This window comes from Amycolatopsis ruanii (genome assembly GCF_003385175.1).
Taxonomy (GTDB): domain Bacteria; phylum Actinomycetota; class Actinomycetes; order Mycobacteriales; family Pseudonocardiaceae; genus Amycolatopsis_E; species Amycolatopsis_E thermalba.
Map to the genome: position 1 here is coordinate 38,434 of NZ_PQHY01000007.1, position 21,588 is coordinate 60,021.

18 protein-coding genes and 1 pseudogene are annotated in these 21,588 nt (G+C 73.6%); 7 read left to right on the forward strand and 12 right to left on the reverse strand.

The window, feature by feature from the left end:
• Positions 1-95: 95 nt before the first annotated feature.
• From D0D28_RS05695 to D0D28_RS05715, 5 genes are all read right to left on the reverse strand, one after another.
• Complete coding sequence (locus tag D0D28_RS05695; protein WP_116109964.1) at positions 96-1,679, reverse strand: ABC transporter ATP-binding protein; 1,584 nt, start codon at positions 1,677-1,679, stop codon at positions 96-98.
• Positions 1,676-2,557 carry an ABC transporter permease gene (locus D0D28_RS05700; RefSeq protein WP_094008673.1) on the reverse strand — a complete coding sequence of 294 codons (882 nt, stop codon included), beginning with the start codon at positions 2,555-2,557 and terminating at the stop codon, positions 1,676-1,678. The genes D0D28_RS05695 and D0D28_RS05700 overlap by 4 nt, the downstream gene beginning before the upstream one ends.
• A complete protein-coding gene (locus D0D28_RS05705; protein ID WP_094008672.1) occupies positions 2,554-3,510 on the reverse strand; it encodes an ABC transporter permease in 957 nt (318 codons plus the stop codon). Before D0D28_RS05705 ends, D0D28_RS05700 begins: the two co-directional genes overlap by 4 nt.
• A 5-nt stretch (positions 3,511-3,515) precedes the next feature.
• Positions 3,516-5,156 carry an ABC transporter substrate-binding protein gene (locus D0D28_RS05710; protein ID WP_116109965.1) on the reverse strand — a complete coding sequence of 547 codons (1,641 nt, stop codon included), beginning with the start codon at positions 5,154-5,156 and terminating at the stop codon, positions 3,516-3,518.
• 177 nt (positions 5,157-5,333) lie between these two features.
• Complete coding sequence (locus tag D0D28_RS05715; protein ID WP_094008670.1) at positions 5,334-7,121, reverse strand: gamma-glutamyltransferase family protein; 1,788 nt, start codon at positions 7,119-7,121, stop codon at positions 5,334-5,336.
• Between the two features lie 87 nt (positions 7,122-7,208).
• Here D0D28_RS05715 and D0D28_RS05720 point away from each other — a divergent pair, with 87 nt between their 5' ends.
• Positions 7,209-8,090 (forward strand): LysR family transcriptional regulator, encoded by an 882-nt coding sequence (locus tag D0D28_RS05720; RefSeq protein WP_233157517.1) that lies wholly within the window; start codon positions 7,209-7,211, stop codon positions 8,088-8,090.
• Positions 8,091-8,099: 9 nt separating this feature from the next.
• Here D0D28_RS05720 and D0D28_RS05725 read toward each other — a convergent pair whose 3' ends face one another.
• On the reverse strand, positions 8,100-8,483 hold the full coding sequence (locus tag D0D28_RS05725; protein ID WP_094008668.1) for a VOC family protein: 384 nt from the start codon (positions 8,481-8,483) through the stop codon (positions 8,100-8,102).
• Positions 8,484-8,500: 17 nt separating this feature from the next.
• Positions 8,501-9,817, reverse strand: coding sequence for a diaminopimelate decarboxylase (gene lysA, locus D0D28_RS05730; protein WP_116109966.1), 1,317 nt, complete (start codon positions 9,815-9,817; stop codon positions 8,501-8,503).
• Between the two features lie 144 nt (positions 9,818-9,961).
• Between lysA and D0D28_RS05735 the strand changes: the two genes are divergently transcribed.
• Complete coding sequence (locus tag D0D28_RS05735) at positions 9,962-10,465, forward strand: OsmC family protein (protein ID WP_094008666.1); 504 nt, start codon at positions 9,962-9,964, stop codon at positions 10,463-10,465.
• Here the strand turns inward: D0D28_RS05735 and D0D28_RS05740 are convergent.
• From D0D28_RS05740 to D0D28_RS05755, 4 genes are all read right to left on the reverse strand, one after another.
• Entirely contained in the window at positions 10,420-11,340 is a 921-nt protein-coding gene (locus D0D28_RS05740; protein WP_094008665.1) for a cobalamin-binding protein, read from the reverse strand. The two genes, D0D28_RS05735 and D0D28_RS05740, sit on opposite strands and share 46 nt — an antisense overlap.
• Positions 11,341-11,349: 9 nt before the next feature.
• A complete protein-coding gene (locus D0D28_RS05745) occupies positions 11,350-11,838 on the reverse strand; it encodes a pyridoxamine 5'-phosphate oxidase family protein (protein ID WP_094008664.1) in 489 nt (162 codons plus the stop codon).
• Positions 11,839-11,905: 67 nt separating this feature from the next.
• A complete protein-coding gene (locus D0D28_RS05750; protein ID WP_116109967.1) occupies positions 11,906-12,652 on the reverse strand; it encodes an IclR family transcriptional regulator in 747 nt (248 codons plus the stop codon).
• Positions 12,649-14,088 carry an APC family permease gene (locus tag D0D28_RS05755; protein ID WP_116109968.1) on the reverse strand — a complete coding sequence of 480 codons (1,440 nt, stop codon included), beginning with the start codon at positions 14,086-14,088 and terminating at the stop codon, positions 12,649-12,651. The genes D0D28_RS05750 and D0D28_RS05755 overlap by 4 nt, the downstream gene beginning before the upstream one ends.
• 242 nt (positions 14,089-14,330) lie before the next feature.
• Between D0D28_RS05755 and D0D28_RS05760 the strand changes: the two genes are divergently transcribed.
• Positions 14,331-15,731 (forward strand): APC family permease, encoded by a 1,401-nt coding sequence (locus tag D0D28_RS05760; protein ID WP_116109969.1) that lies wholly within the window; start codon positions 14,331-14,333, stop codon positions 15,729-15,731.
• Positions 15,732-15,742: 11 nt separating this feature from the next.
• Entirely contained in the window at positions 15,743-17,659 is a 1,917-nt protein-coding gene (locus D0D28_RS05765) for a primary-amine oxidase (protein WP_116109970.1), read from the forward strand.
• Here the strand turns inward: D0D28_RS05765 and D0D28_RS05770 are convergent.
• Positions 17,574-18,585: pseudogene (locus D0D28_RS05770) on the reverse strand (LysR family transcriptional regulator). The gene D0D28_RS05765 and the pseudogene D0D28_RS05770 sit on opposite strands and share 86 nt — an antisense overlap.
• Before the next feature lie 99 nt (positions 18,586-18,684).
• On the opposite strand from D0D28_RS05770, the gene D0D28_RS05775 reads away from it, so the two are divergent.
• From D0D28_RS05775 to D0D28_RS05785, 3 genes are read left to right on the forward strand one after another with little or no spacing between them, the layout of a single operon-like run.
• Positions 18,685-19,977, forward strand: coding sequence for a CitMHS family transporter (locus D0D28_RS05775; protein WP_116109971.1), 1,293 nt, complete (start codon positions 18,685-18,687; stop codon positions 19,975-19,977).
• On the forward strand, positions 19,974-21,272 hold the full coding sequence (locus D0D28_RS05780) for an acyclic terpene utilization AtuA family protein (protein WP_116109972.1): 1,299 nt from the start codon (positions 19,974-19,976) through the stop codon (positions 21,270-21,272). The genes D0D28_RS05775 and D0D28_RS05780 overlap by 4 nt, the downstream gene beginning before the upstream one ends.
• On the forward strand, positions 21,272-21,580 hold the full coding sequence (locus tag D0D28_RS05785; protein ID WP_233157519.1) for an AtuA-related protein: 309 nt from the start codon (positions 21,272-21,274) through the stop codon (positions 21,578-21,580). Before D0D28_RS05780 ends, D0D28_RS05785 begins: the two co-directional genes overlap by 1 nt.
• The last annotated feature ends 8 nt before the right edge of the window (positions 21,581-21,588 follow it).

Genomic DNA, 21,588 nt, shown 5'->3' on the forward strand with positions numbered 1-21,588 from the left:
CACGCCGCGGGGCCTGGACGGTGGCGCGGCGCAAGGACGCCCGGCCGACCGCGGAGCTGACTCGTCGCGCTGGTCGGCCGGTCCGTGTGCACCGGTCAGGCGAACACGCCCGCTCCCGGGATGGCGTCCAGCAGTGCCTGCGTGTAGGGCTCCTCCGGGGCGGCCAGCACCTTCCCGACCGGGCCCTGCTCCACCGCCCGCCCGGCGCGCATCACCACCACGTCGTGCGCGATGGCGCGCACCACGGCCAGGTCGTGCGAGATGAAGAGGTAACTGAGCCCCAGCTCCTCCTGCAGGCGCCGCAGCAGGGTGAGGATCTGGTCCTGCACCAGCACGTCCAGCGCGGACACCGCCTCGTCGCACACCACCAGCCTGGGGTCCAGCGCCAGGGCCCGCGCGATCGCCACCCGTTGCCGCTGGCCGCCGGACAGCTCGTTCGGGTACCGGTGCGCCACCGACGACGGCAGGGCCACCTGGTCCAGCAGCTCCCGCACCTTCGCCGCGCGGCTCGCCTTGTCGCCGATCCGGAAGACCCGCAACGGCTCGCTGATCAGCCGCTCCACCGTGAACAGCGGGTCGAGCGAGGCGTACGGGTCCTGGAACACCGGCTGCATCGCCCGGCGCGCCGCCTTCAGCCGCGCCCCGCGCAGGCCCAGCACGTCCTCCCCGTCCAGCCGGATCGTGCCGGCGGTCACCGGGACCAGCCCGAGCACCATCCGCGCCGTCGTCGTCTTGCCCGACCCCGACTCGCCGACGATCGCCGTCGTGCGGCCGCGCTCGACCGTGAACGACACGTCGTCCACCGCCTTGAACACGCCCCCGCCGCCGCGGATCCGGTACTCCTTCGACACCCCGGACACCTCGAGCACCGCCGCCGCGGCGGCCGCCACCGGCAGCGGTTCCTTCAGCGACGGCGCGGCCGCGATCAGCCGCCGCGTGTACTCGTGCTCCGGCGCCGTCAGCACCCGCCGCGCGGGACCGGACTCCACGACCCGGCCCTGCGACATCACCACCACCCGGTCGGCCCGGTCCGCGGCCAGCCCCAGGTCGTGCGTGACCAGCAGCATCGCCGTGCCCAGCTCGCGGGTGAGCCCGTCCAGGTGGTCCAGGATCTGCCGCTGCACCGTGACATCCAGCGCCGAGGTCGGCTCGTCGGCGATCAGCAGGTCCGGCCGGCACGCCAGCCCGATCGCGATCAGCACCCGCTGCCGCATGCCACCGGAGAACTCGTGCGGGTACTGCCGCGCGCGCCGCGCCGGATCGGGCAGCCCCGCCTCGCCGAGGATCTCCACCGCCCGCGCCATCGCCTCCCGCCGGTTCGCCAGCCCGTGCGTCACCAGCGTCTCCGCGACCTGCCTGCCCACCCGCGCGACCGGGTTCAGGTTCGTCATCGGATCCTGCGGCACCAGGCCGATTTCCCGGCCGCGCAGCCGCCGCATCCGCTTTTCGCCGGCGTGCGTGACGTCCTCGCCGCGCACCACGATCCGCCCGCCGGTCACCCGGCCGGATCCGGGCAGCAGGCCCAGCACCGCGTGCGCCGTCGTCGACTTGCCGGACCCGGACTCGCCCACCACGGCGACCCGCTCCCCGGGCATGATCGTCAGGTCCGCGCCGTGCACGACCTCGGTGCCGCCGAAGGACACCCGCAGGTCCTCGACCCGCAGCAACGGTTCGGTCATCGGGAGCTCCTCGGGTCGAGTGCGTCGCGCAGCGCGTCGCCGAACAGGTTGAACCCCAGGCAGATCAGGGCCAGCGCGATGCCCGGGAACACCCCCGGCCACACGGTGCGGAACAGGTACTGCTGCGCGTCGGAGAGCATGATGCCCAGGCTCGGCTCGGGCGGCTGGATGCCCAGCCCGAGGAACGACAGGATCGCCTCGCCGAGCACCGCGGCCGGCATGATCACCGTCGCCTGCACGATGATCGCCGACATCGCGTTCGGCAGGATGTGCTGCCCGAGCACGCGCAGCGGCCCGGCGTGCATGGTGTGCGCCGCGAGCACGAAATCGCTGTCCTTCAGCCGCAGCGTCTCCGCCCGCACCACGCGGATCATCGTGGGGATGTTGGCGATGCCCAGCGCGATCGCCGCGTTGGTCAGCCCGCCGCCGTTGATCGCGGCCAGCCCGACCGCCAGCAGCAGGAACGGGAACGCCAGCATCAGGTCGGTCAGCCGGGACACGATCGCGTCGAGCCACCGCCAGTATCCGGCCAGCAGCCCCAGCGGGACGCCCACGACGATCGCGAGCAGCACCGACAGCAGCCCGACCTCGAGCGAGGTCCGCGTCCCGTACAGCACGCGGGAGAGCACGTCGCGGCCGAGGTCGTCGGTGCCCAGGGCGAACCCGACCGTCGCCGGCTGCTGGAACGGCGTCGTGAAGTGCACTTCGGACGGTGCGTAGGGCGCCAGCCACGGCGCGAAGATCCCGGCGACGAGCACGATCAGCAGCAGCACGCCGCCGGTGATGCCCATCGGGTTGCGCAGCAGGTTGCGCCACACCCGGCCGCGGACCCGCCCGGGAGCGAGCGTGGTTTCGGCAGTGACCTCGGGCGCGGTCATGCGGCCCTCCCAGACACCCGGACCCGCGGGTCGATGACCGTGTAGAGGACGTCGACCAGCAGGTTGATGACGATGTAGGCGAAGGTGATCACCAGCACGACGGCCTGGATCACCGGGTAGTCCCGGCTGAACACCGAGTCGAGCGTGAGCTTGCCGATGCCGGGCAGGCTGAAGATCCGCTCGGTGACCACCGCCCCGGCGATCAGCCCGCCCAGCTGCAGGCCGACGATCGTGGTGACCACGATGAGGCTGTTGCGCAGCCCGTAGCGGAAGATCACCGCGCCGCGGCCCAGGCCCTTCGCCCGCGCGGTGCGCACGAAGTCGGCGGTCAGCGTGCCGGTCATCGAGGCGCGGGTCTGGCGCTGCACCACCGCGGCGTGCGACAGGCCGAGGATCACCGCGGGCAGCGTCAGGTAGTACACGCCGCGCAGCGGATCCTTCAGCGGGGACACGTATCCCGACGCCGGGAACCATCCCAGCTGGACGGACAGGTAGACCACGGCGAGGATGCCGAGCCAGAACGTCGGCACCGACAGGGCGAACAGCGAGAACCCGTTGGCGGCCCACTCCGGCCAGCGGCCGCGGAACACCGCGGCGAGCACGCCGAGCAGCACGCCGGCCAGCACCGCGATCAGCATCGCGTACACCGCGAGCTGCACGGTGACCGGCAGGGTCGTGCCGATCATCTCGGTCACCGGCGTGCCGGTGCGGGTCGAGCGGCCGAAGTCGCCGGTCACCGCGTTGCCGAGGAACTTGAAGTACTGCACCGGCAGCGGCTGGTCGAGGCCGAGCTGGGCGCGCACGGCGGCCAGCGTCTCGGCGTCGGCCTCCTCGCCCGCCATCGCCAGCGCCGGGTCGCCGGGCAGCGCGCGCACCCCGGCGAACACCACGATCGAGGCGAGCACCAGCGTGACCGCGGACTGCCAGAGCCGGTGGAACAGGTAACGCAGCATGGTCGTCAGCCCTCCTGGCCCGCGCGGAAGGCGGCCTTGCCGAGCCGGACCACGCCGTCGGCGTACACCTCGACCCCGGCCACCCGGGCCGAGTGGACGGTGAGGTTGCGCAGCCGGTAGGTGTAGACGATCGGGTTCTCCCGCTGGATCACCCGCGTGGCCTGGCCGTACAGCTCGGCGAGGGCGGCGGTGTCGGTGGTGCGGGCGGCCCTGGCGAGCAGATCGTCCAGTTCGGGCGAGGCGAACCCGCCGTAGTTGCCGGCCGAGCCCGACGACAGGAACCGCGCGGTGTTGGCGTCCGGGTCGATGCGGCCCGACCAGCCCAGCTGCAGCACCTCGAACGCGCCGCGCTTCTGCACGTCCAGCAGCGTCGAGTACTCGACCGGGACGATCTTCAGGTCGAACCCGCCCTCGGCGACGCTGGCCTGCAGCGCCTGGGCGTAGCGCAGCTGGTCCTGGCTGTTGGACACCTGCAGCGTGACGGTGTAGGGCACCGGCACGCCGGCCTCGGCCAGCAGCCGCCGCGACCGCGCCGGGTCGAAGGCGGGGCAGGCGTTGCTGGCCGGTGTCGCGTACGGCGACTGCGGCGCGATGGGGGAGCAGGCCACGTCGAACCAGTTGTTGAAGACGGTGTCGACCAGGGTCTGCCGGTCGATGCTCGCGGCGAACGCCTCCCGCACCCGCCGATCGCGCGCGATCGGGGTGTCGATCGGCTTGGCCGGGGTGCCGGCGCCGTCGACGTTGCCGGTGTTGATGGTGACGCCCTGGTAGCCCAGCGACGGGGACTGCAGCACCTTCAGGTCCGGGTCCTTGGCCAGCGCGTCGACGTCCTGCGGCGAGATCAGGTCGGCGACCTGGATGTCACCGGAGCGCAGGTTCGCGGCGCGGATGTTGGCGTCGGGCATGATCCGGTACAGGATGCGGTCGAAGTGGACGTGCGCCGCGTCGTAGTACAGCGGGTCGCGCTCGACCTCGATCGAGGTCTGCGGCACGCGCTTGACGAACTTGAACGGCCCCACGCACACCGGGTGGTCGCCGAAGTTCGCGCCATCGGCCGCCAGCGCGGCGGGGGACAGGATCATCCCGGCGCGGTCGGCCAGCGCGGCGGTGATCGGCGCGAACGGGCGTTTGTAGGTGAGCACGACGTGGGTCGCGTCGGGCGCCTCGACGCTCTGCACGGGACCCATCTCGCTGGCCCGCTGCGAGCCCTTGAGCGTGAGGTGGCGTTGCAGGCTGGTGCGGACGGCGGCGGCGTCGAACGGGGTGCCGTCGGCGAACGTGATGCCGGTGCGCACCGGGATGGTGACCGTGAGGCCGTCCGCGGACAGCGCCGGCAGCGCGGTGGCCAGCTGCGGCACGATCTGCCCGGACGCATCCAGGTCGTAGAGCTTCTCGCAGATCGAACTCATCACGTACCGCGTGTAGAGCGAGCTGGACGTGGTCGGGTCGAGCCGGTCCGGCTCGGACGACAGGCCCATCACGAGCTCGCCCCCGGCCTGCACGGCCTGGGCGCCGACCGGCGTGCCGTAGTCGTCGGTGTGCTCGGCGGTGCTCGCCACGTGCTGAACCGGCACGCACGCGGTGAGCGCCACGGTGACCGCCGCGAGTGACGCGAAAACGCGCCACCGGGACTTCTCGTGGGGCATGGGCAAACTCCAGCGCGTTCGAATGTGTGCGCAGCCTACGGTAGTTTCCCGCGGTTTGTCATCGATTTCCGGCGAGTTAATTCCGGTAACGAATCACGGTCGCCGCGCGGGCAGGAAAAACAGCGGTCCGGGGGGATGGATCGGACCGCTGATTTCCGTTTTCGGAAATGTCGCGGGCTAGCGTCCGACGGCGTAGCCCTGCATGCCGCGCGGGTTCGCACCCGCTGACAGCACACCGGTTTCCGGGTCGCGGGCGACCGCGCAGAGCCGTCCCTCCGACCACGGGTCGGCGATCTCGACATCGTGCCCACGGCGGCGCAGTTCGGTTATCGCGGAATCGCCGATGCGCGATTCGACGGTGACGCTGCCCGGTTTCATCGCGCGCGGGTAGAACGAACTCGGGAAACTGTCGGTGTGCCAGTTCGGGGCGTCGATCGCGCCCTGCAGGTCGAGGCTTCCGCGTACCGTTCCGCGCAGCGCGACGGCGAGGAAGAAATGCACGCTCCACTGGTCCTGCTGGTCCCCGCCGGGCGTGCCGAACGCCATCACCGGCACCCCGTCGCGCAGCGCCATCGACGGCGACAGCGTGGTGCGCGGGCGGCGGCCGGGTACCAGGGAGTTGGGCAGGCCCTCGTCGAGCCAGGCCATCTGCAGCCGGGTGCCCAGCGGGAAGCCGAGGGCCGGGATGACCGGGTTGGACTGCAGCCAGCCGCCGCTCGGGGTCGCCGCGATCAGGTTGCCCCACCGGTCGGCCACGTCGAGGTGGCAGGTGTCGCCGCGGGTGGCGCCGTCCTTGGCGACGGTCGGCTCACCGGCGCCCGCGGCGGGCGGCGGCGGGACCGCGCCGCTGAGCGCCAGTTCGGCCTGCTTGCTCAGCCGCGGCTGACGGCCGTCGGGCGAGCCGGGCCGCAGTTCGGCCGACGCCCGCTCGCCGATCAGGGCGCGGCGGGAGTCGTTGTAGGACGCGGACAGCAGGGTGTCCAGCGAGACGCCGGTGCTGTCGCCGTACCACGCCTCGCGGTCGGCCATGGCGAGCTTGGTGCCCTCGATCAGCGTGTGCAGGTAGTCCGGGGTGCCGTACTCGAGACCGTCCGGCAGCAGGGCGAGCTGCTGCAGGAACGACGGCCCCTGGCTCCACAGGCCGCACTTGGCGACCGTCCAGCCCTGCCAGTCGTAGGTGACCGGGTCCTCGTAGCCGGCTTCGAACGCGGCGAGGTCGTCGGCGGTCAGGGTGCCGGCGTGGCGTTCGCCGGAGGTGTCCAGGGTGGGGCGGGCGGCGGCCTCGGCGATCGCCTCGGCGATGAAGCCCTCGCGCCAGATCCGGCGGGCGGCCTCGATCTGGGTCTCCCGGCCCGCGCCGGCGGCTTCGGCCTCGGCGATCACCCGGCGCCAGGTCGCGGCCAGCGCCGGGTTGCGCAGCATCTCACCGGGCTTCGGCGGGCGCGCGTCGCGCAGGTAGATCTCCGCGGAGCTGGTCCACTCGGTCTCGAACAGCTCCCGCACGCTGGCGATGGTCGAGCCGATCCGCTCGACCGCCGGGTGCCCGTGCTCGGCGTAGCCGATGGCGTAGCGCAGCACCTCGGCCAGCGTCTTGGTGCCGTGGTCGCGCAGCAGCAGCATCCAGGCGTCGAACGCGCCGGGCACGGCGGCGGCCAGCGGGCCGGTGCCGGGCACCAGGTCCAGGCCGAGCGAGGTGTAGTGCGCGACCGTCGCCCCCGCCGGGGCCGGGCCCTGCCCGCACAGCACGCGCGGCGCCTGGCCGGCGGGCGCGAGGATGATCGGCACCTCGCCGCCGGGACCGTTGAGGTGCGGTTCGACGACGTGCAGCACGAACCCGGCGGCCACGGCCGCGTCGAAGGCGTTGCCGTCGTCCTCCAGCACCGCCATCGCCGTGGCGGAGGCGAGCCAGTGGGTCGACGACACCATGCCGTGAGTGCCCTGCAGCGTGGGACGGGTGGTGAACACGGATCGAGTAGACACCCTCGAACGGGTGAACGTCCAAGACATGTGTGACACCATCCCCATAGCCGTTCGCTATCGATGGGAGCCGTGGTGGAACGCCGCCAGCTGGAGTACTTCGTCGCGATCGTCGAGCACGGCGGGTTCACCGCGGCGGCGAAGGCGTTGCACGTCGCGCAGCCGTCGCTGTCCCGCGCGATCGGCAAGCTCGAACACGAGCTGGGCGTCACGTTGTTCCACCGGGTCGGCCGCCACGCCGTGCTGAGCACCGCGGGCGAGGCGCTGACCGGCCGGGCCCGGTTGGTGCTGCGGGACCTGGACGCGTTGCGGGCCGCGGCGGGCGCGATCGGGGACGGCGCGGCCGGGCGGGTGGACGTCGCCGCGACCTCGTCGTCCGGGCTGGAACCGGTCACCAGCGTGATCGCCGAGCTGGCGCGGCGGCATCCGGGGGTCACGGTCAGCACGACGTCGGCGATGTCGGCGGCCGAGGTGGTCGCGATGGTGCTGCAGGGCCGGTGCGAGGTCGGGGTGTGCGGCAGCGCGGAGCGGCCGTCCGGGCAGGGGCTGGTGACGCACCACCTGCGGGACGAGGAGTTCCTGCTGGTCGTGCCGCCCGGCGCGCTCGGCGTGCCGGGGCCCGCGGTGGCGCCGGAGATGCTGCGCGGCATGCGGTTCGTGGTCACCAAGCCGGCCACGGCGGTGCGGGCGCTGTTCGACCGGCTGGCCGCGACCGTGGGGGACATGACGATCGCGGCCGAGGCCGGGGACCGGGGCGTGGTGCTGCCGATGGTGCTGAAGGGCATCGGGGCGGGGCTGATGCCGGACGGCTGGTCGGACCTGGCCGTCCGGGCGGGCGCGGACGTCTACCGGTTCGACCCGCCGGAGCGGCTGCCGCAGTGGCTGGTGCACCGCAGCGGCCCGGTCACCGCCGCGACGCGCGCGTTCATCGACACGACACTGGCGGCGCGGAACTGACCCGGCGCGTCAGGATTCCCCCGCGGCCCGATCGGACTCGCTGCGCAGCACGCAGAACTCGTTGCCCTCGGGGTCGGCGAGGACGGCCCAGCCGGAACCGTCCGGGTTCCGGCGGTCGGCGACGAACGTGGCGCCGAGGCCCAGCAGCCGCGCCACCTCCTCGTCGCGCGAGGTCTCCGGGCGCAGGCACAGGTGGATCCGGTTCTTGATCGTCTTGGGCTCGGGCACCTGGTTGAAGTGCAGCACCGGGCCCTCCGCGAGCAGCACCTGCGTCTCCGGATCGCCCGGCCGGTCGTCCGGGTGGAGCGGACGGCCGGTCACCCCGCTCCAGAACCGGGCCAGCTCGTAGGCGTCCGCGCAGTCGATCGCGACGTTCTGCAATACCGAGACCATGTGCCGAGCTTCCCGGATCAGCCCACGTCGCGGCGCAGCAGGTCCTCCTCGGTCTCCCGGCGCACCAGCACCCGCGCCGCGCCGGCGGCGACGGCGACCAGTGGTGGGCGGCCGGTCAGGTTGTAGTTCGACGCCAGCGCGTGGTGGTAGGCGCCGCTCACCGGCACCGCGAGCAGGTCGCCGGGGCGGACGTCGGCGGGCAGCGGGACGTCCTCGGCCAGGATGTCCCCGGCCTCGCAGTGCCGGCCGGCGATGGTCACCGGGCGGCGGGGCGCCCTGGTGTGCCGTCCGACGAGCCGGGCGGTGTAGCGCGCGCCGTACAGCGCGGGGCGCGGGTTGTCGCTCATGCCGCCGTCCACCGCGACGAAGCCGTCCTTCACCGCGGCCACCCGGTACAGCGTGATTCCGGCCGTCGCGACGAGCCAGCGGCCGGGTTCCAGCACCAGGGCCAGGACTCCGAGCCGGTGGCGGTCGCACTCCAGGCGCAGCGTGCCCAGGATGCGGCGGGCGGCGCCGGTCAGGTCGAAGGCCGCCTCGCCCGGCCGGTAGGGCACGGCGAACCCGCCGCCGAGGTCGAGCTGGTCGAGCGTCACCCCGTGCCGGTCGCGGACCTGGGCGAGCAGGTGCACCATGCGCCGTACGGCTTCGGCGTAGGCGCCGGTGTCGCGGACCTGCGACCCGAGGTGGCAGTGCAGCCCGGCGGCCCGCAGGCCCGGCTGGGCGAGGACGTGCCCCACGGCGTCCAGCGCGGCGCCCGAGGCGAGGGAGAACCCGAACTTCTGGCCGTCGACGGCGGTGGCCAGCGCGCGGTGGGTGTGCGCGTCGACGCCCGGGGTGACCCGCACGAGGACCCGCTGCCCGGCGGGGGCGAGCGCGGCGAGCTGGTCGATCTCGTCGCCGGAGTCGGCCACGATCCGGCCGGCGCGCGCGGTGAACGCGGCCTTGAGGTCCTCCGGGGTCTTCACGTTGCCGTGCACCAGGATCCGGTCGCCCGGCACGCCCGCCGAGCGCGCCATCGCGATCTCCCCGGCCGAGCAGACGTCCGCGCTGAAGCCCAGCAGCCGGAGCACCCCGCGCACGGGCAGTGCCTTGGTGGCGAAGGCGATCTCGGCGCCCGGGAACGCGGCGCGCAGCGTCTCGGCGCGGTGCCGGATCTCGGTTTCGTCGAGCACCTGCACCGGCGTGCCGAACCGCGCGGCGAGCCGGGACAGGCTCACCCCGCCGCAGGTCAGGTCACCGCCCTCGGCGAGGCGGGTGGTGCGCGGCCACAGGCCCTCGTCCAGCGGCGGTTCACCGGCGAGGCCCACGCTGGGCAGCACCTCGGCGAGTGTCATGACGTCCTCCTTCGGTTTCCCTGAAGGAGATCGCCGCGGCGGCTCGCGCGGGGCCGGGGCTGACGCGGCCATGACTCGCGCGGGCGCGGTCTTGATCCGGCCTTGACACCGGCGTGACCCCGTTCACGCGGCCATACTGGCGGCATGGACGCGACCGAACTCAGGGAACTGCAGGCGCCGCTCAAGGAGCGCTACCGGGAGGACCCGTCACGGGCGCTGATCACCTTGCGCGCCAACGCGGAACTGGACGGCCTGGGCATCTCGTGCAAGGTCGAGACCGGCCGGGCGGTGGTCGAGGCGGGCCTGCACCCGGCCACCGGCGGGGACGGCAGCCTCGCCTGCTCCGGCGACATGCTGCTGGAGGCCCTGGTGGCGTGCTCCGGGGTGACACTGCGGGCGGTCGCGACGTCGCTGGGGCTGGAGATCCGCGGCGGGACCGTGCGCGCCGAGGGCGACCTGGACTTCCGCGGCACGCTCGGGGTCGACAAGACGGCGCCGGTCGGGTTCCGGTCGATCCGGCTGTCCTTCGACCTGGACACCGACGCCTCCGCCGACGAGCTGGCGACGCTGCGCAAGCTCACCGAGCGGTACTGCGTGGTGTATCAGACGTTGCGGACGCCACCGGAGATCGAGGTGCGCCTCGCCTGATCCGGCTCGACGGTCCCGATGCCGTGCAGCACGTGGGCGAGGATTTCGGCGCCGCGCACGACGCGCGGGCCGGGACGGTTGAAGTAGGACGGGCCGTCGAGGATCCACACCCGGCCGCCGCGCACGGCGGGCAGGTCGCTCCAGCCGGGGCGGCCGGTGAGCAGGCCGAGTTCGGCTTCGGTGCGGTCCGGCGGCAGGCCGCAGGGGAGCAGCAGGAGGACGTCCGGCCGGGCGGCGGTCAGTTCGGCCCAGCTGATGGCTTTCGTGTGTTCGCCGGGGCGCGCGAGCAGGGGCTCCCCGCCGGCGGCGGTGATCTGCTCGGGCACCCAGTGACCGGCCGGCCAGAGCGGATCGAGCCACTCGATCGCGGCGACGCGCGGCCGGGGCAGGCGCCGGGTCCGCTCCTGGAGGGTCGCCAGGCGGGCGCGGAGTTCCTCGTGCTTGGCGCGGGCGACCTCCGGCACGCCGAGGACGTCGCCGACCTGGCGCACGCAGTCCAGGACCTCGGGCAGGGTGCGGGGTTCCAGGCTGAGCACCCGGGGGCCGGCGTCCATCAGGCGCAGGGTGCCGGAGACGTGGCGGTAGGAGACCGCGCAGAGGTCGCACAGGTCCTGGGTGAGCACGACGTCGGGCCGCAGCTCGGCGAGTTTCGCCGCGTCGAGGGCGTAGAGCGCGGAGCCGGCGTGCGCGCCCCCGACGGCCTGGGAGATCTCGCGGCTGCTCATCGTGGTGTCCAGACCGCTGCCGGTCACGACGGGCACGTCCTCGATGCCCGGCGGCCAGTCGCATTCGTGCGTCCGGCCGACGAGGTCCCCGAGCAGCCCCAGCTCGGCCACGAGGTCCGTCGCGGCGGGCAACAACGACACGATCCGCACGGTTCGAGCCTAGGCGGGGCCGGCACTCCGCGCCCGGATCAGGTCCTCGACCGCCTTGGGCAGGGTCGTCTCGAAGTCCAGCAGCTTCGCCCAGTCCGGGGTGACCGTGATGACCACCATCTGCTCGTACAGCGCGCGCACGCTCTGCTCCCAGGACTCGAACACCTCGGCGGGCGTCACCTTCCGGGACGCCTCGATGTAGGCCTCCGGCACCCCGCCGACCAGCTCCAGGCGCGCCGTGCCGCGGATCAGCAGCACGCGCGGGGGCCACGGGGCCATGCGGTCGATGGTGATCGCCACGCGCGGGTTGCGTCGCAGGGCCGCCACCTTCGCCGACGCCGGCAGGGTCGCCATCACCAGGTGCTCACCGTCCCACCAGAAGCCGATCGGGATCACCCGCGGCACACCGTCCAGCCCGTCGTAGGCCAGCCTCGCCGGGATGTCCGAACGCAGCAGCTCCCGCGCGATCGGCTTGGCCAGTTCAGCGGTGACATCCATGTCCGTCTCCTCCGGTTCGGGGTGTGTCACGCCAGGGACGGACCCGGCCCCGCGTTCTCGACATCGCTCACGCCAGAAGCGGCGCCAGCTGCCCGGCGTGGTCGCGCACCAGCGCCACCAGCTCGGCGTTCGGCTCGGCGACCCGCTCCGCCGGGCCGCTCACCGCCAGCCCGGCGACCAGCTCGCCGGTCACCACGTCCCGGATCGCCGCCGCCAGGCACCCCTTGCGCTCCAGCAGCTCACCGCACTGCCGCGCCATCCCGCTGCGCGCCACCTCCGCCAGCTCGGCGTCCAGCCGGTCGGCGTCGACGATCGTGCGCTCGGTGAACGACCGCAGCTCCCGCACCACCGCCCGCCAGTCGGCCTGCTCGGCCAGCAGCAGCTTGCCCAGCGCGGACACGTGCGGGTACCGCGCGAGCAGCGCCCCGTCCGACGGCGGGTGGTCGGGGTCCGGGTCGGCCAGCGTCAGCCGCCCCGTCCGGTAGGACGCCAGGTGCACGCCCCACCGCACCCGCTGCCGCAGGTGCTCCACGATCGCCCGCGCCGCCGCGGGCGCCTGCTCCGTCACCGGCATCGCCAGCCGTCCGGCGCGGCGGCCCAGCGCGAACCCCCGCAGGTCCGGCAACCGCACCAGGTACTCCTCGCCGACCAGCAGGTTCAGCAGCCGATAGGTCGTTGCCGGCGGCAGTTTCAGCGCGGCCGAGATCTCCTTCGCCGTCACGCCCGGCCCGGACGCCACGACCTCCTCCAGCACGGCCAGCGCGCTGCGGACCGCCTTCGGCTGGCGGCCCGACAGCGGCGTCTCCGGGCTCACCGCGCACCGCCCAGCAGATCGGCCTCGGAGGTCTCGTCGTAGATGCCGATCCGCGCCAGCTGCCGCGGCCGCCGTCGCCGCAACCAGGCGAACCACGCCAGGCCGCCGAGCGCGAACAGCCCGAACACCGCCGGGTACGGCCCGCCCAGGTTGTCCGCCGTGAACACCACCAGCGCCGCCAGCAGGGCGGGCGCGGTGATCGCGCTGACCACCAGCACCCCGCGCGTCAGCTCGCCGATCCGGTACAGGAACACCGGCGCCGCCACGCACACCAGCAAGTACGCCACCAGGTACCCGAACACCGCGACGTTGAGCAGCGTGACGAACACCGACGTGGTGCTCATCCCGGCCGCCATCAGCACCACCGGCACCACCGCGACCGGCGGGAGCACCGCCAGGATCGCCACGTGCGGCGTCCGGTACCGCGGGTGCGTCCGGCCCAGCGCCGCCGGGGCCACACCTTCGCGCCCCATCGACAGCAGCACCCGCACCAGCGCGCTGCCGGTCGCCAGCGTGCACGCCAGGAACGACGCCGCGATGCCCAGGTCCAGCAGGTAGGACAGCCACGGCAGCTGCTGCCGCGCGGCCAGCGTGCTCACCGGCTCGGCCTGCCCCGCCAGCCCGCCCGGCAGCTCCCCCAGCCCGACGACCTGGGTGTACGCCGCCACCAGGTACAGCACCCCGCACAGCGCCGCCGTGCCCTGCACCGCGCGCGGCACCGTGCGGAACGGCCGCCGGGCCTCCACCCCGAACGACGCGGCCGCCTCGAAGCCGATGAACGCGCCCAGCGCGGGCAGCACCCCGGCCGCGATCCCGCCGACGCCGCGGTCCGGCGCGGCGGGCGCCAGCTCCGGCCCGACGCGGGCCAGCAGCAGCCCGAACACCACCAGCATCAGCGAGATCGACACCGCCTCGGTGACGAGCACGACCGTGGCCGACAACCGCACGCCCCGCAGCACGCACGCCGTGGCCAGCGCGCCCAGCACGAGTACCAGCACCGCCACCAGGCCCCAGCCCGGGTCCGCCCCGGCCCGCCGCAGCAGGTCCTGCAGGTAGACGCCGGACCCGGTGAGCGCGGCCATGGTCAGCAGGCCGTAGCCGACCAGCAGCGCGCAGCCGCACGCGAAGGCCGCGACCGGGCCGAGCCCCTTCGCGGTCAGGCTGTACAGCGACCCGGCCGCGGCCATGCGGCGCGTGAACTGGGCGATGCCCAGGCCGATGAGCAGCGCGAGCACGGTCGCCACGACGAACGACCACAGCACCCCGGTGCCGGCTCCGGCCGCGGCGACCGCGGGCGCGGCCGCCATCGCCGCCGACGGCGCCGCCGCCGAGATCGACTGCGCGAACACCTGGAGCGGGCCGAGGTTACGGCGGTCGAGCCCGGACATCGGGGACTCACGCCGCAGCGGCGGCAGCACCCGGGGTGGCAGGGACATCCGGCTCTTCCTCCTCTGTGGACGGTAGCCTGGCACTGTAACTCCGGGGTCACGCCGCGGCACACGCCTCGTGACGCCGAATGAGAATTTTCCCCGGCCCGTTCCCGCGTTGGGAGAACGCCGCCGCGGGAGTTCCCGGTGCCGGAGACCGGGGTTTGACCCGGGGCTGACGGCGGCGCAACGTTGCTGCTCAACGCTGTGCAGCCGTCACCGGAAATCCCCGATGAGCCCCCGGAGGTCTCATGGATACGCCACGGTCGCTGACCGGTTCACTGGGCGCCGGCTCCATCGTCTTCATGGTCGTCGCGGCCGCCGCGCCGCTCACCGTCGTCGCCGGCAGCGTGCCGCTGGGCGTCGCGCTCGGCAACGGCGCCGCCTTCCCCGCCACCTTCGTGCTGTGCTGCGTGGTCCTGCTGCTGTTCGCGGTGGGGTTCTGCGCGATGAGCCGTCACGTGCCCAACGCCGGGGCGTTCTACGCCTACATCCGCGAGGGCCTGGGCCGCGCGCCCGGCCTCGGCGCGGCGTTCCTCGCCCTGGTCACCTACACCGCGGTGCAGCTGGCCGTCTACGGCTACCTCGGCGCTGCCCTGGACGGCCTGGTCCAGCACTACGGCGGTCCCGCGCTGCCGTGGTGGGTGTGGTCGCTGGCCGGGCACGAGGTGGTCGGCGTGCTCGGCTACCGGCACATCGACCTGAGCAGCAAGGTGCTCGGCGTGCTGCTGCTGTGCGAGGCCGGGATCGTGCTGGTCTTCGACGCGGTCGTCACCGTGCGCGGCGGGGACGGCGGGCTGTCCACGGCGTTCCTGCAGCCCGCGCAGATCGGTTCCGGCTCGGTGGGCATCGCGATCATGTTCGCCATCGCGAGCTTCATCGGGTTCGAGGCCACCGCGGTCTTCCGGGACGAGGCCCGCGACCCGGCCCGCACGATCCCGCGCGCCACCTACCTGTCGCTGCTGCTCATCGCCGGGTTCTACACGCTGTCCAGCTGGGCGGTCGTGTCCGCGTGGGGGGATGCGGGCGCGGTCGAGCAGGCCGGTGCCGACCCGGGCGGCATGCTGATCACCACGGTCGGCCGCTACCTGGGCACCGCCGGCGCCGACGTGGTGCAGGTCCTGCTGGTCACGAGCCTGTTCGCCGCGCTGCTGTCGTTCCACAACGTCCTCGCCCGGTACGCGTTCTCGCTCGGCAACTCCGGGGCGCTGCCCGCCGCGTGCGGCCGCAGCCACGCCCGCCACGGTTCGCCGCACGTCGCGTCGCTGGCGCAGTCGGCGAGCGCGGTCGCGCTGATCGCGGTGTTCGCCCTGGCCGGGATGGACCCGGTGACCCAGGTGTTCTCGTGGATGGCCGGCACCGCGACCCTCGGCGTGCTCGTGCTGATGACGCTGACGTGCTTGGCTGTGGTGGTGTTCTTCCGCCGCACGCGGGTGGACCGGCGCGCCTGGCACACGTTCGCCGCGCCGGTGCTCGGCCTGGCCGGGCTGGGCACGTGCCTGGTGCTGACCGTGCTCAACTTCCCGACGCTCATCGGCGGCTCGTCCGGCCTGGCCGCCGTCATCTTCGCCGTGCTCGCCGGAGCGTTCGCCCTCGGCGCCGTGCTCTCGGCCGTCCTGCGCTCGCCCGCCACCGAACCCGCCCTCGCCTGAAAGGATCGCCGATGACACTCGCCGAAGAACGCATCACCACCGCGCACCCGCTGGACCCGATGACCGCCGGGGAGGTGCGCGCCGTCCGCGAGATCCTCGCCGCCGCCGGGCTGCTGGGCGAATCCGCCCGGTTCGCCTTCCTCGCGCTGGAGGAGCCGGACAAGGCGGCGGTGCGCGCCCGCCAGCGGGGCGACGACGTGGACCGCCGGTTCCGGGCGATCCTGCTCGACCTGGCCGACGGCACGTCGACGGACGTGGTCGTGTCGGTCACCCGGTCCACTGTGGACGAGCTGCGGGAGATCGACCCGGTCACCGACGGCCAGCCGCCGATCATCGACACCGAGTTCGAGCTGATCGAGGACATCCTGAACGCCGAACCGCGGTGGACCGAGGCGCTGCGCAGGCGCGGCCTCGACCCCGCCACGGTGCGCGCGGTGCCGCTGTCCGCGGGCGCCTACGACCACCCGGAGGAGACCGGGCGGCGCGTGGTGCGGGCGCTGGGCTTCCAGCAGCTGCACGCCAAGGACCACCCGTGGGCGCACCCGGTGGACGGGCTGGTCGCCTACGTCGACCTGACCGCCCGCGCGGTGACGCGGGTGATCGACCACCGGGACCTGCCGGTGCCGGCCGAGCCGGGCAACTTCGACGACCCGGCGCAGACCGGGCCGCACCGCACCACGCTCAAGCCGATCGAGATCACCCAGCCCGAGGGCCCGAGCTTCACGGTCGAGGGCAGCCGGGTGCGGTGGGAGAACTGGGACCTGCGGCTGGGCTTCAACGAGCGGGAAGGCCTGACCCTGCACCAGATCGCGTTCCACGAGCGGCCGGTGCTGTACCGGGCGTCGGTGGCCGAGATGGTGGTGCCCTACGCCGACCCGTCGCCGGTGCGGTTCTGGCAGAACTACTTCGACTGCGGCGAGTACATGTTCGCCCGCTACACCAACTCGCTGGAGCTGGGCTGCGACTGCCTGGGCGAGATCCGCTACTTCGACGCCGTGGTGGCCGACGACCTCGGCGAGCCGCGCACCATCCGCAACGCGATCTGCATGCACGAAGAGGACTTCGGCGTGCTGTGGAAGCACAGCGACATGTTCGCCGGCTCGCACGAGACGCGGCGGCAGCGGCGGCTGGTGGTGTCGTTCTTCACCACGATCGGCAACTACGACTACGGCTTCTACTGGTACTTCTACCTCGACGGCACGATCGAGCTGGAGGCGAAGGCCACCGGCATCACGTTCACCTCGGCCTACCCGGCGGAGGGGCACGAGTACGCGACCGAGATGGCGCCCGGCCTGGGCGCGCCCTACCACCAGCACCTGTTCTGCGCGCGGCTGGACGTCAGCGTCGACGGTGACCGCAACGCGGTGGACGAGGTCGACGCGGTGCGGGTGCCGGTGAGCGAGGCCAACCCGTACGGCAACGCCTTCCGCGAGGCCCGCACGCGGCTGACCCGGGAGTCGGAGGCGGCGCGTGCCGCCGACAACACCCGTGGCCGGGTGTGGCACATCGTCAACCCGGAGCGGCGGAACCGCTTCGGCCGCAACCCGGCGTACGTGCTGTACCCGGAGGGGCAGCCGACGCTGCTGGCGGACGAGTCGTCGTCGGTGCACGCGCGGGCGACGTTCGCGACGAAGCACCTGTGGGTGACCCGCTACGACGCCGCCGAGCGTTATCCGGCCGGGGACCTGGTGAACCAGAACCCCGGCGGCGCCGGGCTGCCCGCGTGGACGGCGGCCGACCGGGACATCGACGGCGAGGACATCGTGCTGTGGCACACCTTCGGGCTGACGCACTTCCCGCGCCCGGAGGACTGGCCGGTGATGCCCGTGGACTACACCGGGTTCAAGCTGAAGCCGGTCGGTTTCTTCGACCGGAACCCGACGCTGGACGTGCCGCCCTCGGCGCAGGGCCACTGCCACGGCGGGTGAGCCAGCGCGCGTGATCCGGCAGGCCGTCGCCGCGGTCCCGGGCCCGCAGCAGGGCTTCGGTGAACGCGGCGACGGCCGGCGGCCGCGGCCTGGACGGGTCGCGCACCAGGGCGATCGTGCGCTCGGCGCGCGGCCCGTCCAGCGGCCGGTGGCGCAGCCCGGCGAAGGCGACCAGCGGCAGCACCAGGCCGGGGATCGCGGACACGCCCAGCCCGGCCGCGGCGAGCCCGGCGACGGCGGCGATGTTGCGTGCCTCGATGGTGCGGCCGGGCACGACCCCGGCCCCGGCGAGCGCGTGGTCCACCAGCGGCCGGATGCTGCTGCCGGGGGAGAACGCGATGAACGGCTCACCGGAGATGTCCTGCCAGGTCAGCGTTTCCGCGTCCGCGAAGGGGTGGCCGGGCGGGAAGACGCAGCAGCACTCGTCGGCCGCCAGCGGCCGCACCTCCAGGTCGCCGGGCGGCTCGCCGGCGACCGTGACCGCGAGGTCCACCGCGCCGGAGCGGACCCGGGTGAGCACCTCGTCGGACAGGCAGTCCTCGATGGACAGTTCGACGTCCGGCAGCTCCCGCCGGTAGCGGGCGATCACCGGCGGCAGCAGGATCGCGGCCAGCGACGGCAGGGTCGCCACCCGGACGTGCCCGCGCGTGCCGGCGAGGAATCCGGTGAAGTGCCGCAGCCCGGCGTCGAACGAGGCCAGGACCTCCCGGGCGATCCGGGTGAACTCCACGCCCTCGGCGGTGGGCACCAGCCGCCGGGTGGTGCGCTCGAACAGCGGCACGCCCACCTTGCGTTCGACCTCGGCGACCGTGCGGCTCAGCGACGACCTGGGCCAGGTGCAGCCGCTGGGCGGCCGTGGTGAACCCGCCGGCGTCGGCCACCTCGACCACGGCCCGGAGCTGCTGCACCGTCAGATCCATGCGCATGACGCATGAGTCTATGCGGAACTCTTGTTTGACCTCGATAGCTGTGATGCCGCAGAGTCGGCAGGCGTCATCGTCGACAGCGCACTGGAGGTCTCCGAGATGCTTGCCCTGGCGGGCTTTCTGACGATCGGCATGTTCCTCGCCGGGGTGCTCTCGCGCCGCGTCTCGGTCCTGCTGGCGCTCACCGTGGTTCCGGTGGTGGCCGCGCTCGCCGTGGGCGCGGCCCCGCGTCTGGGCGAGCTGATCGGCAAGGGGCTCACCACCGTCGCCCCGGTCGCGATCATGATCACCTTCGCGGTCCTGTACTTCTGCCTGATGATCGACGCCGGCCTGTTCGACCCGGCCGTGCGGCGGATCCTGCGGTGGGCGAAGGGCGATCCGCTGAAGATCACGGTCGGCACCGCCGCGCTCACCGTGCTGGTCGCCCTCGACGGCGACGGCGCCTCGACGTTCCTGATCACCGTGTCCGCGCTGCTCCCGCTGTACCAGCGGCTCGGGATGCGGCGGCTGGTGCTCGCCGGGGTCGTCGCCCTCGGCGCCGGCGTGATGAACCTGGTCCCGTGGGGCGGCCCGACCGCGCGGGCGATGGCGGCGCTGAACGCCGACAGCGGGCGGATCTTCCTGCCGCTGCTGCCCGCGATGCTGGCCGGGATCGCCTGGGTGCTCCTCGCCGCGTGGCTGATCGGCCGCGCCGAGCGCAGGCGGATCGGCGTGCTCGACCTCGACGGTGAGATCCCGGCCGCTTCGGTGGAGCGCACCCGCGCCGATCGCGTGCGGTACTGGGCCAACGTCGTGCTGACCCTCGCCCTGGTCGCCGCCCTGCTGGCCCAGGTGGCGAAGCTGGAGGTGCTGTTCGTCGGCGCGTTCGTGCTCGCCCTGCTGGTCAACCGTCCGAAGTGGAGCCGGCAGCAGGAGCTGTTCGAGCGGCACGGGCACAACGTGGTGCTGGTGACCACGATGATCTTCGCCGCCGGGGTGTTCACCGGCGTCCTGTCCGGCACCGGGATGATCGAGGCGATGGCGCGTGCGCTGGTGGGCGTCGTGCCGGACTGGGCCGGTGGCGCGCTGCCCGTGCTCACGGCGGTGACCGGGATGCCGCTGAGCCTGGTGTTCACCCCGGACGCCTACTACTTCGGGGTGATGCCGGTGCTCGCCGAGACGAGCGCGGCGCTCGGCGGTGATCCGGCGGAGATCGCCCGCGCCGCGCTGCTCGGGCAGATGACCACCGGGTTCCCGCTCAGCCCGCTGACCGCGTCCACGTTCATCCTGCTCGGCTTGGCGGGCGTGGATCTGGGCGAGCACCAGCGGTTCGTCTTCAAGTGGGCGTTCGGCACGACTGTCGTCATGACCGCCGTCGCCCTTGTCACGGGCGCGATCCAGGGGAGTGCATGAACTGCGTGCGGATCGGTGGGGGAGCGGGGTTCGCCGGGGACCGGTTCGAGCCCGCGGAGGCGCTCGCCCGCGACGGGGACCTGGCCGACCTCGTGCTGGAGTGCCTGGCGGAACGGACGATCGCGCTCGGCCAGCAGCGCCGGCTGGCCGACCCGTCAGCCGGTTACGATCCGCGGCTGGTGGCCCGGTTCGAACGGCTGCTGCCGATCACCGCCGCCCGCGGCGTGCGGGTGATCACCAACATGGGCGCGGCGAACCCCCTCGCCGCCGGCCGGGTGACCGCGGATCTGGCCGACCGCCTCGGGCTCGGGCTGGGTGTCGCGGTGCTGACCGGGGACGACGTGCTCGACCGGATCGACCCGGCCGCCCCCGCCCTGGAGACCGGCCGTCCGCTCGCCGCGCACGGTGAGCTCGTCTCCGCCAACGCCTACCTCGGCGCCGAGCAGATCCTGCCCGCGCTGGACACCGGCGCCCAGGTGGTGCTCACCGGCCGGGTCGCCGATCCGTCGCTGTTCACCGCGCCCCTGGCCCAGCGGCTCGGCTGGGACCTGCGCGATCCGGCGGCGATGGCGGCCGGGACCGTGGCCGGGCACCTGCTGGAGTGCGCCGGCCAGCTCACCGGCGGCTACTTCGCCGACCCCGGCCGCAAGGACGTGCCCGGCCTGGCCGAGCTGGGTTTCCCGTTCGCCGACGTGCGTGCCGACGGCGGTGTCGAGGTGTCCAAGCCGGCAGGCACCGGCGGCCTGGTGTCGCGGGCGACGGTGCGGGAACAGCTGCTCTACGAGGTCACCGACCCCACCGCCTACCTGACCCCGGACGTCACGCTCGACCTGCGCGAGGTGACGGTCACCGAGACCGGGCCGGACGGCTCGGCGGTGCGCGGCGCGGCCGGCCGGGCGCGGCCCGAGCGGTTGAAGGTCAGCGTCGGCTACCGCGCCGGGTGGCGGGCCGAGGCCGGGATCTCCTACCAGGGTCCGGGCGCCCGGGCCCGCGCCGAGCTGGCCGGGGAGGTGGTCGCGCGGCGGCTCGCGGGCGCGCCGGTGCGGGTCCGGGCCGACGTGCTCGGCGCGGAGGGGTCGCCGGAGTGCCGGTTGCGGGTCGCCGCGTCGGCCGCGGACCGGGCCGGGGCCGAGGTCGTCTGCCACGAGGTGGAGGCGCTCTACACGAACGGGCCGGCCGGCGGCGGGGGCGTCCGGACGGCGGTGACGGAGGTGATCGGGATCGTGTCCACGTTGATCGACCGGGACCGGGTGGAGCCCGCGGTGACCGTGTTCGGAGGTCCGCCGTGCGGGTGATGCTGCACGAGATCGCGCACTGCCGGGCGGGCGACAAGGGCGACACGTCGATCCTGTCGCTGTTCCCCTACGACGACCGGCACTTCGCGGACCTGGCGCGCGAGGTGACCGCGGAGCGGGTCCGGGAGCACCTGGCCGGCCAGGTGCGCGGCGAGGTCGTCCGGTACGCGCTGCCGAAGCTGTGCGCGCTGCAGTTCCGGTGCCGGCAGGCGCTCGGCGGCGGGGTCACCACGTCGCTCGCGCTGGACACCCACGGCAAGGGGCTGAGCTCGCGGTTGCTGTCGCTGGAGATCGAGCTGTCCGGCTAGCCTGGACC